Source organism: Candidatus Kosakonia sp. 282A-S69 (assembly GCF_029433855.1).
GTDB classification, from domain to species: domain Bacteria; phylum Pseudomonadota; class Gammaproteobacteria; order Enterobacterales; family Enterobacteriaceae; genus Kosakonia; species Kosakonia cowanii_A.
This window is the reverse complement of sequence record NZ_JAROAU010000005.1, coordinates 37,837-53,841: the sequence shown is the minus strand read 5'-3', so window position 1 is coordinate 53,841 and position 16,005 is coordinate 37,837. Positions and strand designations below refer to the sequence as shown.

At 56.5% G+C, this 16,005-nt stretch carries 12 protein-coding genes and 4 tRNA genes; 4 read left to right on the top strand and 12 right to left on the bottom strand.

What is annotated here, in order from left to right; genetic code table 11:
- Nucleotides 1-20 precede the first annotated feature (20 nt).
- On the bottom strand, nt 21-2,564 hold the full coding sequence (gene cyaA, locus PU683_RS21050; RefSeq protein ID WP_277174546.1) for a class I adenylate cyclase: 2,544 nt from the start codon (nt 2,562-2,564) through the stop codon (nt 21-23).
- 357 nt (nt 2,565-2,921) lie between these two features.
- Here cyaA and hemC point away from each other — a divergent pair, with 357 nt between their 5' ends.
- Genes hemC through hemY form a run of 4 tightly spaced genes read left to right on the top strand, consistent with a single transcriptional unit; the run spans nt 2,922 to nt 6,984 of the window.
- Nucleotides 2,922-3,863: a hydroxymethylbilane synthase gene (hemC, locus tag PU683_RS21045; protein ID WP_277174545.1), complete on the top strand. Its 942-nt coding sequence runs from the start codon at nt 2,922-2,924 to the stop codon at nt 3,861-3,863.
- Nucleotides 3,860-4,600, top strand: a complete 741-nt coding sequence (gene hemD, locus PU683_RS21040; protein ID WP_277174544.1) for a uroporphyrinogen-III synthase — start codon at nt 3,860-3,862, stop codon at nt 4,598-4,600. Before hemC ends, hemD begins: the two co-directional genes overlap by 4 nt.
- Before the next feature lie 21 nt (nt 4,601-4,621).
- Nucleotides 4,622-5,785, top strand: a complete 1,164-nt coding sequence (hemX, locus tag PU683_RS21035) for a uroporphyrinogen-III C-methyltransferase (RefSeq protein WP_277174543.1) — start codon at nt 4,622-4,624, stop codon at nt 5,783-5,785.
- A 2-nt stretch (nt 5,786-5,787) separates the two neighbouring features.
- Nucleotides 5,788-6,984, top strand: a complete 1,197-nt coding sequence (gene hemY / locus PU683_RS21030; RefSeq protein ID WP_277174542.1) for a protoheme IX biogenesis protein HemY — start codon at nt 5,788-5,790, stop codon at nt 6,982-6,984.
- Between the two features lie 574 nt (nt 6,985-7,558).
- Here the strand turns inward: hemY and PU683_RS21025 are convergent.
- The 11 genes from PU683_RS21025 to rffC all read right to left on the bottom strand — a co-directional run bounded on the left by PU683_RS21025 (nt 7,559) and on the right by rffC (nt 16,000).
- A tRNA-Pro gene (locus PU683_RS21025) sits at nt 7,559-7,635 on the bottom strand.
- 38 nt (nt 7,636-7,673) lie between these two features.
- Nucleotides 7,674-7,760 (bottom strand) — tRNA-Leu (locus PU683_RS21020).
- 30 nt (nt 7,761-7,790) lie between these two features.
- Nucleotides 7,791-7,866, bottom strand: a tRNA-His gene (locus tag PU683_RS21015).
- 69 nt (nt 7,867-7,935) lie between these two features.
- Nucleotides 7,936-8,012: transfer RNA gene (locus PU683_RS21010), tRNA-Arg, on the bottom strand.
- A gap of 103 nt (nt 8,013-8,115) precedes the next feature.
- Complete coding sequence (thrP, locus tag PU683_RS21005; protein WP_277174541.1) at nt 8,116-9,501, bottom strand: bifunctional threonine/serine APC transporter ThrP; 1,386 nt, start codon at nt 9,499-9,501, stop codon at nt 8,116-8,118.
- 256 nt (nt 9,502-9,757) lie between these two features.
- On the bottom strand, nt 9,758-10,498 hold the full coding sequence (gene wecG / locus PU683_RS21000) for a lipopolysaccharide N-acetylmannosaminouronosyltransferase (protein WP_277174540.1): 741 nt from the start codon (nt 10,496-10,498) through the stop codon (nt 9,758-9,760).
- A gap of 12 nt (nt 10,499-10,510) precedes the next feature.
- The gene (gene wzyE / locus PU683_RS20995; protein ID WP_277174539.1) at nt 10,511-11,863 is read right to left on the bottom strand and encodes an ECA oligosaccharide polymerase; all 1,353 of its coding nucleotides are present in this window, start codon (nt 11,861-11,863) and stop codon (nt 10,511-10,513) included.
- On the bottom strand, nt 11,860-12,939 hold the full coding sequence (locus PU683_RS20990; RefSeq protein ID WP_277174538.1) for a TDP-N-acetylfucosamine:lipid II N-acetylfucosaminyltransferase: 1,080 nt from the start codon (nt 12,937-12,939) through the stop codon (nt 11,860-11,862). Before PU683_RS20990 ends, wzyE begins: the two co-directional genes overlap by 4 nt.
- On the bottom strand, nt 12,936-14,186 hold the full coding sequence (gene wzxE, locus PU683_RS20985) for a lipid III flippase WzxE (RefSeq protein WP_277174537.1): 1,251 nt from the start codon (nt 14,184-14,186) through the stop codon (nt 12,936-12,938). The genes PU683_RS20990 and wzxE overlap by 4 nt, the downstream gene beginning before the upstream one ends.
- 1 nt (nt 14,187) lies before the next feature.
- Nucleotides 14,188-15,318 carry a dTDP-4-amino-4,6-dideoxygalactose transaminase gene (rffA, locus tag PU683_RS20980; RefSeq protein ID WP_277174536.1) on the bottom strand — a complete coding sequence of 377 codons (1,131 nt, stop codon included), beginning with the start codon at nt 15,316-15,318 and terminating at the stop codon, nt 14,188-14,190.
- A 4-nt stretch (nt 15,319-15,322) separates the two neighbouring features.
- Nucleotides 15,323-16,000, bottom strand: a complete 678-nt coding sequence (gene rffC / locus PU683_RS20975; protein WP_277174535.1) for a dTDP-4-amino-4,6-dideoxy-D-galactose acyltransferase — start codon at nt 15,998-16,000, stop codon at nt 15,323-15,325.
- Nucleotides 16,001-16,005: the final 5 nt, after the last annotated feature.

The window sequence follows — 16,005 nt, the reverse complement described above, 5'->3', positions numbered from 1 at the left end:
CGGGAGACCGGGCAGCAGCATCAGGAGAAGTACTGCTGCAGCAGCGGTGCAGCGTTATCCTGATTGGCCGGCGATGCGGTGCTGATCGCCTGGTTGCGGAACGGGATCACCTGCGCGCGCCCTTCAATATTCACAATCTGGTAGAACTGCGGCAGGTTGAAGTTGATAAAGCTTGAGCCGTAGGTAAAACGATCGTGGGAGGAGGAGAAGAAGCGGCTTACGTCGCGTACCAGCTCCTCTTTGCTGCCTTCACAGTGGTGATACACTTCGGCGCGGTTGCTCTCATCCAGAATATAGATGTTGAAGCCCTCTTCCCCCGCCTCTTCAAAGAAGAACTGAATAATCCCTTCGCTGGCAAAACCATCCACCACTGCCGGTAATTCGACGTGGTTGGTCTCTACCTGCACCGACAAACCGTGCAGCTTGTTGTGGGAGATCGCGCCATAAAACTCGATGGCGTTTTCCAGCTTCTGCACCGAGACGTTCACGCGCTCGAAGAACAAGCCCCATGTTTGCCCCGCCACGCGCAGCGCTTTAAAGCGGCCGGTTTCGTGACGCGTCGTCGAGAGGCGCAGCTCAATACATTCAGAGACCAGCTGCTGCACACGAGTGCGGATCAGCCCACGCAGATGCTGGCTGTAACAGAAAACTTCGACGCTGTCCGGCGGCGCGGCATCCTGGTGCATTTTGCCGAGAATGGTTTTCAGCGCTTCAATCATCGCCTGCTCGCCGTTGAAGTGCAGGGTACGCACTTCGTTCCACGAGTTGCGATAGAGCAGATCGACGCTGCCCACCAGGCAGTTTTGCTGCTCGCCGAAGCTAAAGACATCAAGCTTACGGAAATCAAAGTGCACCACCTGATTGCGGAACGCCGCCGTCGGGTCGTACTCCAGGTTGACGATAATCGCCAGATGGCGGATCTCGCAGGGGCTGTAGAGCGCTTTCGGCGTCGGCGCAGGCAGGCGCAGCGGGAAGTGGTGCGAGACATCAGCAACCATCTCCTGCAGCTTCGGCAGATCGACAATGCCGTTGCCCTTAATAAACAGGCGCGTACGCGACGTCAGCAGGCCGTTAAACCACGCCCAGGCCACCAGCTTATTCAGGTAACGGTTATACTCCAGCGGCTGATGGCTGACGATGGAGTCCATGTTCGGCGCACGGTTGTAGAGATACCAACCGGTACGGTTGGCGCGACCCGGCGGCACATGTATAAAGGTTAAATTCGGTTCGGAGAGATCCGGTGAAATCTGCGGATTCACCAGCGTCACTTTGCCCGGCAGCGCTTCAAACGCCGCGTAGAGTTTACGGGTTAAGACCCCGATATCCTGCGGGCTGGCAGAGACGCTAAGGTTGTTACGGCGGGCAAAGCGGATCAGGTTGCGGTAGCTCTGCATCATCGCATCGAGCAGCTCATTGTGCGCTTCGCGCACCTGATCGATTTTCCAGTTGGCGCGGTTATCGAGCATCGCGAGGCGTGCTTCGTCCCAGCCCCACTCTTTCACTAACTGCGTGATCACTTCGCGACGCCAGCCGACGCAGGCGCGTTCGCGGCTCAGCTTTTCGCACACTTTTAAGTAGAAACATCGACGCACAAGGTCAAGACGCGTTGGATCGTCAATGGCTTCAAGATAGTGCGTTACGCGCTCAAGCATCATGCAGTAGTGATCGAGACCAAATGAGACGATCTCACCATCGTGCAGGCGCTGCTTGATATCTTTCGCCAGCAGGCGGGTATTAGGATATTCCCAGGAGTAGGCTTCGAGCAGCAGGGTTTTCAGCACCGCTTTATAGGGCGAGTCGATACTCTTATAGAGCTGCCACAGGCTGGCGCCAAAATACTCCTCCGCCGAGAGCGAGCTTAAGCCGCCCAGATCGAGCCACTCGTTTGGGGTCAGCACGCCCTGGGCATAGAGCGTCATGACGTAGTCGTCGTAATTCTCCTCTTCGTCGCCTGGCACCATATTCCACAGAATACGTTTACCAGCCAGACGTACGGCGGTGCGGTAGAACTCATCAAGCAATAAAATGTGCTGCGTTGAGCCGCAATCTTCGCCGCCGAGGCTGCCGCTTTCATTATGGCGGAAGCGGTTTTCATCAATCAGGAAGAAGCTCACTTCCACGCCAAGGGAGGCCGCCCAGCTCTCAAGCAGGCTGCATTTACGCTGTAGCAGCTGGCGCTCGTCGTTATCGAGCCAGGATTGGTGACAGACCCAGATATCCAGATCTGAAGAGCAGCTCTGCCCAACCGAAGAGGTGCTGCCCATGGAGTAGACGCCGGTGATCGGCAGCTCGCCGGTCGGCGCGTTCTGCGCTGGCAGGCCACGGTTCAGCTCAAGTTCGTTCAGGTAGTGGAGTTGGTTTTCATCAGGCGTGTAGAGGCAAATGCCATTGGGAACGTTACCGTCAAGGTAGCCAGGCATCAGCGGATGGTGATAGTGCAGTAATGTCGGCAGCAGACTGTAAACCTGCTGAAAAGCAGGGCCCATGGCAGCAAGCGCGCGATCCACACGCAGTTGATTAATGGCATCCAGTCGCTGTTTCAGCGTCTCAATATAGAGGTACAAGACATATCGCCTGATGTTTTATACACACCTTCATGCTGATGTTTTGTAGGCTGCAGCTTGAAAAGGGGTGCGTAGACAGAGAATCCAAAAGTAGCCGTTGCCCTTTTTTCGTCGTTATCGTTATGGGAGGACAGACGAAAAAATGGTCTAAAACGTGATCAATCTAACACCTTGCTCATTGACCGTAAAGAAAGATGCGCTACAAACCAGTTTAGCATTAAACGCACTCTGTAAATTCCGAATTACAGCCCGCGCTGCGCCTGTTGCGCGGGGCAGAGACCGCAATCGACCGTGAACACTGACACCCTAATGCAACAGTGTTAGGATGGTCAACGGACGAAATTGACGGTATCAAGCATGGTAGACAATGTTTTAAGAATTGCCACACGGCAAAGCCCGCTTGCGCTCTGGCAGGCACATTATGTAAAAGCGCGCCTTGAAGCGAGCCATCCAGGGTTAACAGTTGAACTGGTACCGATGGTCACGCGCGGCGATGTGATCCTTGATACGCCGCTGGCGAAAGTGGGCGGCAAAGGTCTGTTCGTCAAAGAGCTTGAGCGAGCGCTGCTCGAAAATTACGCCGACATTGCCGTGCATTCGATGAAAGATGTGCCGGTCGACTTTCCCGACGGACTCGGCCTGGTGACGATTTGCGAACGCGACGATCCGCGTGATGCCTTTGTATCTAACCGCTATACGTCGCTGGACGAACTGCCCGCAGGCAGCATTGTCGGCACCTCCAGTTTACGTCGCCAGTGTCAGCTGGCTGCACTGCGCCCCGATCTGGTGATCCGCTCGCTGCGCGGCAACGTGGGTACCCGCCTGAGCAAGCTCGATAACGGCGAATACGATGCAATTATCCTCGCCGTCGCCGGTCTTAACCGCCTGGGTCTTAGCGATCGCGTACGCTGGGCACTGCCGCCGGAAATCTCACTCCCGGCCGTAGGTCAGGGCGCGGTAGGCGTTGAGTGCCGCCTCGACGATGAGCATACCCGTGCACTGCTGCAGCCGCTGAATCATGATGAGACCGCGATTCGCGTCAACGCTGAGCGGGCGATGAATACCCGTCTTGAAGGCGGATGCCAGGTGCCGATCGGCAGCTATGCTGAACTGATTAACGGCGAACTCTGGTTACGCGGGCTGGTTGGTGCGCCGGATGGTTCGACGATGATACGCGGTGAGCGTCGCGGCCAGCCGGAAGATGCAGTAAAGATGGGCATCTCGCTGGCAGAAGAGCTGCTGGATAACGGCGCGCGTGCCATTCTTGCTGATATTTACAATGGAGAAGCCCCTGCATGAGTATCCTGGTCACCCGCCCCTCGCCCTCCGGGGAAGCATTAGTGAGCCGACTGCGCACGCTGGGTTTGGTGGCCTGGAGCTTTCCATTGATTGAATTCACGCCGGGTCGTGAGCTGCCTTCATTGCCTGAGCGGCTCGCCAGGCTCGGCGCGAATGACCTCGCGTTTGTCCTGTCACAGCAAGCTGTCTCCTTCGCGCACGCCCGTTTGCAGCAGGCGGGGATCGCCTTCCCAACAGAGCCTGCATGGTTTGCTATCGGGCGCACCACCGCGCTTGCGCTGCATACGGTTAGCGGCATTGATGTGCGCTACCCTCACGACCGGGAAATCAGCGAAGTGTTGCTACAATTACCTGAATTGCAAGATGTTCAGGGCAAGCATGCGCTAATCTTACGGGGCAACGGCGGGCGCGAACTGTTGGCGGAAACGTTGACCGCGCGCGGCGCACAGGTTGAATTTTGCGAGTGTTATCAACGCAATGCAAAATTTTATGACGGTGCAGAAGAAGCGATGCGCTGGCATACGCGGGGTGTCTCAACGCTGGTGGTTACCAGCGGCGAAATGCTGCAGCAACTTTTTTCACTTATTCCTCCCTGGTACCGGGAGAACTGGTTACTTCGTTGCCGCCTGGTGGTGGTAAGCGAACGTCTGGCGCACCTTGCCCGGGAACTGGGCTGGCAAGACATTCGGGTCGCTGACAATGCCGACAACGATGCGCTGCTTCGCGCATTACAATAACTCTCATAATGGGAAGCCATAATGACGGAACACGAAAACTCCTCCGCCGTGGTTGAAGAGACCAAAGCGGCTGACGGCGTAACGCCGCCGCCGGAGAAAGCAGAGAAGAAGAGACGCGCTACCAGGACCAGCCTCGCGCTAAGCGCGATCGCCATCGCTATTGCGCTGGCATCGGGCGCCGGGCTTTATGGCTGGGTGAAGCATCAAAATAAAACCCTGCAAACCACTAACGGCGAAATTGCTGACCAGCTGATCGCGCTGCAACAGACGCAGGATAAGCAGCGTACTGAGCTGGAAGGGGTGATTAAACAGCAAGCGGATGCGCTGGCAGCAGAAAAACGCCAGAGCGAAGCGCTGGCGAAGCAGCTTGATGAAGTGCAACAGAAAGTCGCGACCATCTCCGGCTCCGATGCCAAAACCTGGCAGCTGGCGCAGGCCGATTTCCTCGTCAAACTGGCGGGTCGTAAGCTGTGGAGCGATCAGGATGTCACCACTGCAGCCGCGTTGCTGAAAAGCGCTGACGCCAGTCTGGCGGATATGAACGATCCGAGCCTGATTACTGCGCGCCGCGCCATCACTGACGATATCGCCACTCTCTCATCCGTAACCCAGGTCGATTATGACGGGGCGATCCTTAAGCTGAACCAGCTCTCTAATCAGATCGATAACCTGCGGCTGGCTGACAACAACGATGATGATTCGCCGATGGATGCCGACAGCGGCGAACTCTCAAGCTCAATCAGCGAGTGGCGCGTCAATCTGCAGAAAAGCTGGCGGAATTTTATGGACAGCTTTATTACCATTCGCCGCCGCGATGAGACCGCCGTGCCGCTGTTAGCGCCGAATCAGGATGTCTATCTGCGTGAAAACATTCGTTCGCGCCTGCTGGTTGCGGCACAGGCCGTGCCGCGTCATCAGGAAGAGACCTACAAACAGGCGCTGGATAACGTGTCGACCTGGGTTCGCGCCTATTACGACACCGACGATGCGGCCACCAAAGCGTTTCTCGAAGAGGTGGATAAGCTCGGCCAGCAATCTATCGCCATGGAGCTACCTGAATCGCTCCAGAGCCAGCCTATTCTGGAAAAATTGATGCAGACCCGCGTGCGCAACCTGCTCGCGCAACCCGCTGTAACGTCTGATCAGGCGCCATCCGCGCCCGCCGATGCAGCGCAGGGAGAATAATTATGCTGAAAGTATTATTGCTCTTTGCACTGCTTCTTGCCGGTATTGTGCTTGGCCCAATGCTCGCAGGGCGCCAGGGCTATGTGCTGATCCAGACAGATAACTACAACATTGAAACCAGCGTGACGGGTCTGGCGATAATGCTGGTGCTGACGCTGGTCGTCTTCTTTGCACTTGAGTGGCTGCTGCGTCGGATCTTCCGTACCGGTGCGCATACCCGCGGCTGGTTTATGGGCCGTAAGCGTCGTCGTGCGCGCAAGCAGACAGAACAGGCGTTGCTGAAGCTGGCGGAAGGCGATTATCAGCAGGTTGAGAAGCTGATGTCGAAAAATGCCGATCACGCGGAGCAGCCGCTGGTTAACTATCTGCTGGCAGCGGAAGCCGCACAGCAGCGCGGCGATGAAATGCGCGCTAATCAGCATCTTCAGCGTGCCGCCGAGCTGGCAGAGAACGATCCGATCCCGGTCGAGATCACCCGCGTTCGCCTGCAACTGGCGCGCAATGAGAACCATGCTGCGCGTCACGGCGTCGATAAACTGCTGGAGATCGCGCCGCGCCATCCGGAAGTGCTGCGTCTGGCGGAACAGGCCTATATTCGCACCGGCGCGTGGACATCGCTGCTCGACATCATTCCTTCAATGGCGAAAGCCAACGTTGGCGATGAAGAGCACCGTGACATACTGCAACAGCAAGCGTGGATCGGCATTATGGATCAGGCTCGCGCCGATCAGGGCAGCGATGGTCTGAAGAGCTGGTGGAAGAATCAGAGCCGTAAAACGCGTCACCAGGTGGCGCTGCAGGTGGCAATGGCGGAGCACTTAATTGAGTGCGACGATCACGACACCGCGCAGGAGATCATCCTCGACGGTCTGAAACGGCAGTATGACGATCGTCTGGTGCTGGTGATCCCACGCCTGAAAACCAATAACCCGGAACAGGTTGAAAAAGTGCTGCGCCAGCAGATCAAAACGCAGGGCGATCGCCCGTTGCTATGGAGCACGCTTGGTCAGTCGCTGATGAAACATGGCGAGTGGCAGGAAGCGACAATTGCGTTTCGCGCCGCGCTGAAACAGCGCCCCGATGCGTTTGACTACGCGTGGCTCGCTGACTGCCTCGACCGTCTGCGCCAGCCTGAAGAGGCCGCAACGATGCGCCGCGACGGCCTGCTGCTCACCCTGCATAACAACCCGCCAGCTTAAGTCTTTTCCTTCGCGCTACAGAGCTTCTCTGTGGCGCGAAGCCTCTCTTCTCGCCATAAAAAAACGCCTGTCAGCATACACTGACAGGCGTTAAAACAGGTCTTTGACAACTAATGGGTGCTTCACTCAACGTTATGCCCATGGTGTTTGATGAGGCCGAAGCGACATCTCTCGGTGGACGATAAGCACCATAAAACGGCTCTGCGTCATTCCTGAGTTTATGAGGCCAGAAGGCGAACATAAGAGATGGAATGAGCATCTACGCGTTTATTATTGCACATAGCGTGCCAACCTTGCATTAAGAAATGTTACATCACGCAACCTTTTAAGAAACCTCTATATTCAGGCGGCTGGCGGACAGCGAATACGTCTCTTATGCCTCTGCGCAGATGCAGTGTGTCGCTGAAGGACGACACAACAATGGACTTTTAACTAAACCCTTTTGAATCATAAATTTAAGTGTAGCTGATAGGCGACAACGCATGATGAGAATGTCGCTGAAGAACAACAGAGGAGATCGGGAAAAAGCTGAACCGCAGAAAACAAAAAACCCCGCTTACGCGGGGTTCAAAATTGGTCGGCGAGAGAGGATTCGAACCTCCGACCCACTGGTCCCAAACCAGTTGCGCTACCAAGCTGCGCTACTCGCCGTTTTTACTGCTTTTTGACTTTTTGTTCAATCAAAGTTGTGGTGCGAGGGGGGGGACTTGAACCCCCACGTCCGTAAGGACACTAACACCTGAAGCTAGCGCGTCTACCAATTCCGCCACCTTCGCATCGCCACGAAACTTTTTACTGCTAAATAATGGGGTGGCTAATGGGACTCGAACCCACGACAACTGGAATCACAATCCAGGGCTCTACCAACTGAGCTATAGCCACCACTGTAAATTTGTTCACGCGGTATCGTGATAACTCACGAACCACCGCAGCTCAAGCGCCGGGTTAAAATGGCGCGCCCGACAGGATTCGAACCTGAGACCTCTGCCTCCGGAGGGCAGCGCTCTATCCAGCTGAGCTACGGGCGCGTAGCGCCGTTGCGGGGGTGGATAGTACGGACTTCGGGGGCAGCTGTCTAGTGCTTTTTTGAAGAAAAATGCGCGTTTGGTTATGCTTTGCGCACTTTGTCTCTTATTCACCCACCTGAGGCGTTGCTGCACGGCGATCGAAGCCAAAGACCTTATACACGAGAGCCACGGCAGCAAGGAAGATCACGCCGACAAACAGCGACATACGGGTGTCTTCATTGAATCCCATACCAATCAGCACGCACACCAGGAAGGCCATTGTGAGCCAGTTCGCCCATGGGAATAGCATCGAGCGGAACGGATGGCTGGCAATCGCCTCTTTGTGGGTCTTGCGAAAACGCAGCTGGCTAATCAGGATCACGAACCATGGCACCATACCCGGCAGCACACTGGCGCTATAGACATAGACAAACACGCGCTGCGGGTTAGGAATGATGTAGTTCAGGCACGAGCCGATCAGCAGGATGATAATCGAGAGTGTCACGCCCACCGCCGGTACGCCGTTTTTAGAGACTTTGGCTACCGCTGCCGGTAACTGACGGTTCTTCGCCAGCGCATAGAGCATACGGCCGCAGCTGTACATCCCGCTGTTACAGCCGGAGAGCGCCGCGGTCAGCACAACAAAGTTAATAATCCCTGCCGCCGCGGTAATACCGATTTTGGCGAAGGTCAGCACGAATGGGCTGCCGTTGGTACCAATTTCATTCCACGGGAAGATGGTGACGATAACGAAGATCGCGCCGACATAGAAAATCAGGATGCGCCAGAGCACCTTGCTTACCGCGCTACGCAGCGTGACCTGCGGGTTTTTCGCTTCACCCGCGGTAATGCCAATCAGCTCAACGCCCTGATAAGACGCGACCACAATACAGAGCGCGGTCAGGAACCCTTTCCAGCCGCCGGCGAAGAAGCCGCCGTGCTCAGTGAGATTGCTAAAGCCGATGGAGTGCCCGCCATTACCGAAGCCGAAGAAAATCACGCCCAGACCCACAACGATCATCACAATGATGGTGGTGACTTTGATCATGGCAAACCAGAACTCAATCTCGCCATACAGGCGCACCGCCGCGAGGTTCGCCAGCGCGACCAGCCCGACGGCAATCAGGGCCGGTATCCACTGAGCAAGATCCGGGAACCAGAACTGGACATAGACGCCAATGGCAGTGATTTCCGAAATCCCCACCGCCATCCACATAAACCAGTAAGACCAGGCGGTGAGATAACCAAAGAAGGGGCTCATGTAACGATGAGCGTAGACCGCGAACGACCCGGCGACAGGCTCGAGGAAGAGCATTTCGCCCATCGAACGCATAATAAAGAAGACGAAAAGACCGGCAATAATGTAGGCCAGCAGGACTGACGGGCCAGCCCACTTCAGGGTACTGGCGGCCCCCATAAACAGGCCAACGCCGATGGTGCCGCCAAGGGCAATTAATTCAATGTGACGAGACTCCAGCCCACGCTGAAGTTCGGGTTGTTTTTCGGCCATAAATCCTCTGTTGTATTTGCTTCTTGCTTCGCCCGCATCGCGGGTTATTGTTATGAGTTTCCCTCACCTCATAACAGGCCATACGGCTCTGCCCCACGAGAGGGAGGGCGCAAAAACCGCGCGGCGCTGCAATGAGAGAGCGAATGGTTTCTTAAATCGACGGAAATGGCAAACGATGTCTATAAAAAATCCGAACTGTGCGCAATAAAAGAGCAGCCGGAGGGGGAAAAGGCAGCGCATTGCGCCGCCGGAAGGATCAGAGTTTTCCGCTGTAGTGCCAGCGTAAATAACGTAGCAGACGAAGTTGGCGCTTCAGCCGCGAAGGCTGCGACAGCAGGCGGTATAGCCACTCCAGGCCGAGGTTCTGCCAGAATTTTGGCGCGCGCTTAACGTGCCCGGTAAAGACATCGTAGGTACCACCGACGCCCATATAGAGCGCATCGGGGTAAGTGAGGCGGCAGTCGCGCATAAAAATCTCCTGCCGCGGCGAGCCCATCGCCACGGTGACGATCTGCGCCCCGCTGTCGCGGATAGCGGCAAACAGTGCCTCGCGCTGCTCGGGTTTGAAGTAACCATCCTGGTGCCCGACCACATTTACCTGCCACCGATCACGCAGTTTCTGCACCGTTTGCGCCAGCACGTCCGGCTTACCGCCCACCAGGAAGACCGGCGTGCCCGTCTCCCCTGCCCGCGCCATTAACGCTTCCCACAAATCGGCACCCGCCACGCGGGAAACCTGCGCCTGAGGAAACTTTTTGCGTATTGAGCGCACGACGCTGATGCCATCAGCATATTTGAACTCCGCCGCGTCAATCAGAGCGCGAACTTCGCTATCATCTTCCAGCGTCAGCATCTTTTCGGCATTGATCGCCACCAGCGTGCCATGCTTTACGCTGCCGTTAGCGAAGAGATGACTCATCGCGTGGGGCATATCGCGCCAGCCAATCAACTTCAGCCCGCGCAGGTCATACAGCGGTGCCGCCGTCTTATCCGTCATGTTTGATCCTTTTTACAACTGGGAGAGCGGTTTGACCGCGCGCGTACCGCGACGCTGTATCAACCCGGCGCTATCGAATAGCCAGTACAACAGTTTCGCCGCCAGCAGGCAGAAAGCGAAAACGGCGAGGAAAAAGACCACACGAGAGGCGAATGCATCCAGCCCTTCACGCGCGAGCACGATCATGTTGAAGATCGCCCCGAAGCAGAAGCTGTGTAGGATTGCCGCCTTGTAGCGGTTTGTTTCCCGGTTACCCAGGGTATAAATCCAGTCGAACCATTTGATAATCAGTCCCACCGCTACCGCGCCCAGCGGAATAAACCACGCACCGCCCATTACTACTAACGAGCCAATCAGCGTCGGCGAAATCGCCAGCCCTGAGTGGTTATTCAGCACTTCCCAGGTAAAGTAGTTAGCCGTGTTAAGCACAACCCCCGGGCGCGATGACCAAAGCCAGGTGGGGATAAAGACGTAGAAGTCGCGCACGATCGGTGCCAGCCCCTGGAACTCAATCTTGTCGTAATTTTGTAGCAGCAATGCCAGGTTTTCCCACGGCGAGAAGGTGTCGCGCGTCAGGTAGAGGAAGGTATAAAACGCTTCATCACCGCGCACATCCAGCCCGTAGCGTTTCAGCGCCAGCCAGAACATCCCCACAATACCGAGCACGCCCGCCGCCGCCAGCATCCACAATGAGATCCAGCCGCGAATAATGCCGATAAACAGGAAGATGGCGAAGGCAATGATGATATTGGCGCGCGTACCGCCAACAATCATGTAGGTCAACAGGCCAAACGCCACGGTGCTAACCAAAAAGAAGAGCCAGGTCTGGGCACTCTGCCGCAGGAAGTAGACCACCAGCATCGCCGGGATAAAGAAATAGAAGAAGCGCTTCAGCGCCACGCCGGAGACTTCGCTGGAGAAGATCTGGCTATAGGAGTGCAGCCGGAAGAGTAAAAAACCGTTGTGCATAAAGAAGATGCCGACGCTTACCAGCGCGATGACCATCAGGATCACCCACGTCAGATGCGCCTCTACCCGGTTAATGGTGAAAAGCGGACGACGCGGCGTAAGCGACGACGATGCCCGCAGCCGCGTTTTATAGGTGACATAGTAGATGCCATAGAAGCCGGTCGCCGCCAGCAGCGTCTGCATCAGGATATCGGGCGGTGCAACGCCGACGTTGAAGCGGAACACCAGCACGCTGGTCAGCGGAAAACCGAAGAAGAAGGTCAGCAAAAAGAGCAGCGAGAAGAAGACGTTAAAGTTAAAACGTACGCGGCGAAATTCGAACCAGGTGAGCGTGCCGATAAACAGCGTCGCCAGCAACCAGATAACAAATAATCCGCAAAATTCGAGTGGGCTCATCCGTTGATCCCCGCAGCGTTAAGGAGCGCTTTGTGCCACAGCGTTTCATAGTTCGGGCTGAAAAAGGCGATAGCATTTTTATCCACCGCTAACAGCTGGCGGCGGGCCTCGCGGATCACCGCCTCATCCAGCGCATCGCCAGTAAAGAGGACGGGGATCCCTTCCGCCACCATATCACGCCAGAAAGGATTTTCACGGTTCAGCACACAAGGTACGCCCGCCTGAATCAGCAGACACATCGTGCCGATCCCCTGTTGACGGGCAAAAATGAAGTAACCCAGATCGCACTGCGCGAGCAGCGCCAGATAGGCATCAAAATCCATTTTCTCATCAAGAATACGCAGGTTGTCAGCGCTAAAGAGCGCCAGCCCGGCGCTGCGAACCGCGGCGATATAAGCGTCGTTATTTGCCGGGTAGCCCATCGGCACAATGATATTGACCGTATCGCCAAACTGGCGGTGGATCGCCTGCAGAGCAGCAATATGCTCATTGCTCGCATCGCCGGAGTTACCGACCAGAATCGTCAGCTTGCCCGCCTGCGGGCGTTCATGCGCCATTGTATTCAGCGCCGGATCCATACGCGTTGGAAAGTAGAGCAGTTCACCAGGCACGCCAGGATGACGTTCGGCAAACCACGCCAGATCGCCGCGGGTTGCGAAGAGACGACCAACGCGACGCTGCGCTAAGCGGCGCAGCGGATAAAAGAGACGGAATTTCAGGCTGCGTGAGACCTCATACAGATCGGCGCCCCAGGCGTGCCAGTAGAACTGTTCGCGCTTGATAGCCCCTTTGAGCAGCGCCAGCCAGAGGTTGAAATTAAACTGCCCGTGGAAGAAGAAGCGTTGCTGACGTTGCGCTTTCGCCCGGGCGATGACCGCCCTTGCCAGCGTCTTTTTGTCGGGATAAAAATGCAGCCTCAGCGCAGGATAGAGCGCCCGCTGCGCCTCGTCGCGCCCGACAACCATAAACTCGCGGGCATACTCTCCCGATGCCGCAAGATGGTCGTTAAAGAAGCGCAGCACAGTCTGGTTATGGTGTGGGATATCCGATCCCAATATGTGAATCAGTGCAGTCATGCCTTTTTACGCCAAATCAAAAAAACGCCGCAACATACAGCGAAATAGATAATGTAGGTGGCCATGTAGGCCTGCGCCGCCCCCGCTGCGCCGTGTGCCGGAATGAGCCAGCGTGCGAAGAGCGTCAGCAGCGCAAACTGGCTTATCTCAGCCAGAATATAGAATCGCAGCGAGGCCTTCGCGATGACTAAATAGCCAAAGACGTAAGCCCCCACTTTTAATACATCCCCGACCAGCTGCCAGGCGAAGAGATCGCGCATGGCGATAAACTTTTCGGAAAAGAGCAGCCAGATTGCCACATCGCGCAGCAGCCAGACGCCAAGGCTCACCGCCGCCACGGCGGGAAGAACAAAGCGCAACGACCGGCCGATTTCACGCGCAATCTCCTGCTTGGTCACCAGCCGCGACAGCGTCGGTAGCAGGTAGACGCTAAACGAGGCGGTAATAAACTGCAGGTAAGCATCGGAAATCGTACTTACACCCTGCCAAATCCCCACATCATCCCAGCTGTAGTGTGCGGCAAGCTGGTTTCGCATCATCACGTATGCCAGCGGCATCGTAAACGAGGTGATCAGCGCCATCAGGGTGAATTTACCCAACTGGCCTGCCAGCGCGCGATCCCACTGTGGCATAAAGAAACGCAGCGGTATCGCTTTGCGTCGTAGCAACATGCCCATCGCCGGGATAACCACCAGCGCGGGCACCAGTGCCAGCCCCAGCAGCGCACCCTGATAGCCGCCGATGCGATAGCAGAGATACCAGGCCAGCACGCCAATGATGCTGCCGATAATCAGCGATAGTGCATTTCCTGCCGCATCGCGGAACCCTTTCATTACCGCCAGCAGCAGGTTGGCCCAGGCGATGCCCATCTGCACCAGCGCGACTAAACGCACAAGGCTCTGATAGTGGGTGTGACCAAACAGCCCCTGGCTGATGGGCGCAGCGGCCAGCAGGAAGAGTAGCGCCAGCAGGGTTGAGAAACCGAGCACCATCGCCGATGAGGTACCAACCACTACCCGCAGACGGGCGGGATCGTCATGAGACTGCGCCACAAACTTCGTGACGCCGTTAAAGATCCCCGCGCCCGCCAGCACGCCTAATACGGTAATCAGCTGGCGGAAGTTCCCTGCCTGCCCGACGCCGGATGGCCCAAACGCCATTGCCAGCAGTTTGACCACCAGCAGACCCGCGCCGATTTTGACCAGCGTACTTGCGGCAGTCCAGAGCGATGCTTTTGCCAGCGACATATCAGCTGAAGTAGCTCAGAAGCGTGCTGATCACCGTTCGCTGATTGACCGACGCCAGGTTGTAGAATAGCGGCAGACGAAGCAACCGCTCACTCTCTTGCGTGGTGTAGCGATCTTCGCCGTGAAACGTGCCAAACCTCTCGCCGGCCGGGGAAGCATGCAGCGGAATGTAGTGGAACACCGCCATAATCTCCGCTTCCTTCAGGAAGGCGATCAGTTTGCTGCGATCCGCTTCGTCGCGCAGCTTAATGTAAAACATGTGCGCGTTGTGGCTGCACTCTGCCGGAATTGAGGGCAGCTCAATGCGTCCGGTTTTTGCCAGCGGGGAGAGCGCATCATAGTAGCTTTGCCACAAGGCCAGCCGCTGCTGGTTGATGCGCTCGGCTGCCTCCAGCTGCGCCCAAAGATAGGCGGCCTGCAAATCGGCCATCAAGTAGCTGGAACCGATATCGCGCCAGGTGTACTTATCGACCTGCCCGCGGAAGAACTGGCTGCGGTTGGTGCCCTTTTCGCGAATCACCTCGGCGCGTTCAACCAGCGCGCGGTCGTTAATCAGCGTCGCGCCGCCTTCACCGCCCGCGGTGTAGTTTTTGGTTTCGTGGAAACTGAAGCAGCCAATATGACCGATGGTGCCTAATGCCCGCCCTTTGTAGGTCGACATCACGCCCTGCGCGGCATCTTCCACCACAAACAACTTATGTTTTTGCGCGATCGCCATGATGGTGTCCATTTCACAGGCAACGCCTGCGTAATGCACCGGCACAATCGCGCGAGTTTTATCCGTAATCGCCGCTTCAATCCGCGTTTCGTCGATGTTCATCGTATCCGGGCGGATATCAACGAAGACAATCTTCGCGCCGCGCAGCACAAAGGCGTTCGCGGTGGAGACGAAGGTATAGCTCGGCATGATCACTTCATCGCCGGGCTGAATATCCAGCAGCAGCGCGGCCATCTCCAGCGATGCGGTGCATGAAGGCGTCAGCAGGACTTTGGCACTGCGAAAACGCTGCTCCATCCACTGCTGGCAGCGGCGGGTAAAACCGCCGTCGCCGCATAATTTCCCGCTGCCCATTGCCGACTGCATGTAGTCAATTTCCGTTCCTACTACCGGTGGTGCATTGAAAGGGATCATAGCGTTACCTGTATAGCCATAAGGCGGTGCTTTCTACGTTCGCGCCGCTCTGAATATATCGTTTAAGTGCGGCAGTATTCCCAAGTTGGGTCGCCACGCGCACGTGCGTTAACTGCCGCGCTCGCGCCCACTGGCACGCCGCCTGCATCAATTTCTCTCCCATGCCGCGTCCACCCAGCAGGCCAATACGCGCCTCATGCTCATTAAGCTGGCGGAGAGAGACAAAACCGCCGATCGCCTCATCCTGCGCACGGAAAAGCAGACACTGGTGGTCGAACAGGCCTTTTACCGCGTTTTCAATCCACTGTGCGTAGAAACGACCGCTCGCATCGGTTGCATACCAGGGCGCGCGAAAGCGGCTCTGGACAAACATTTCTGCTGCCATCATGCGCAGCGCGGGGATATCGCTTTCATCTGCCACACTGGCGACAGGGTCAATACCCTTTGCGGCAACCGGCAGTAGCAGATCGATTTCACCTTCGACCAGTTGAAAACCCTGCTGTTGCAGAGCATCAAGCTGATGGGTTTGCGACGCAGGCAATTTCACCTGCAGACGTTCCCACTGTGCAAAATCTGCGCCAGTGAGCGCAGGCGCGGAAGGATTCAGACGAATAATCGCGCTGCGCAGACCAAAAAAGGCGTTTTCCCATGCCAGCTCTTCAATTGTGCCGTGCACAGCCATGTTAT

Coding starts and splice junctions, on each gene's coding strand:
- hemC (WP_277174545.1), top strand. CDS start 2,922: ATGGTAGACAATGTTTTAAGAATTGCCACACGGCAAAGCCCGCTTGCG.
- hemD (WP_277174544.1), top strand. CDS start 3,860: ATGAGTATCCTGGTCACCCGCCCCTCGCCCTCCGGGGAAGCATTAGTG.
- hemX (WP_277174543.1), top strand. CDS start 4,622: ATGACGGAACACGAAAACTCCTCCGCCGTGGTTGAAGAGACCAAAGCG.
- hemY (WP_277174542.1), top strand. CDS start 5,788: ATGCTGAAAGTATTATTGCTCTTTGCACTGCTTCTTGCCGGTATTGTG.
- thrP (WP_277174541.1), bottom strand. CDS start 9,501: ATGGCCGAAAAACAACCCGAACTTCAGCGTGGGCTGGAGTCTCGTCAC.
- wecG (WP_277174540.1), bottom strand. CDS start 10,498: ATGACGGATAAGACGGCGGCACCGCTGTATGACCTGCGCGGGCTGAAG.
- wzyE (WP_277174539.1), bottom strand. CDS start 11,863: ATGAGCCCACTCGAATTTTGCGGATTATTTGTTATCTGGTTGCTGGCG.
- PU683_RS20990 (WP_277174538.1), bottom strand. CDS start 12,939: ATGACTGCACTGATTCACATATTGGGATCGGATATCCCACACCATAAC.
- wzxE (WP_277174537.1), bottom strand. CDS start 14,186: ATGTCGCTGGCAAAAGCATCGCTCTGGACTGCCGCAAGTACGCTGGTC.
- rffA (WP_277174536.1), bottom strand. CDS start 15,318: ATGATCCCTTTCAATGCACCACCGGTAGTAGGAACGGAAATTGACTAC.
- rffC (WP_277174535.1), bottom strand. CDS start 16,000: ATGGCTGTGCACGGCACAATTGAAGAGCTGGCATGGGAAAACGCCTTT.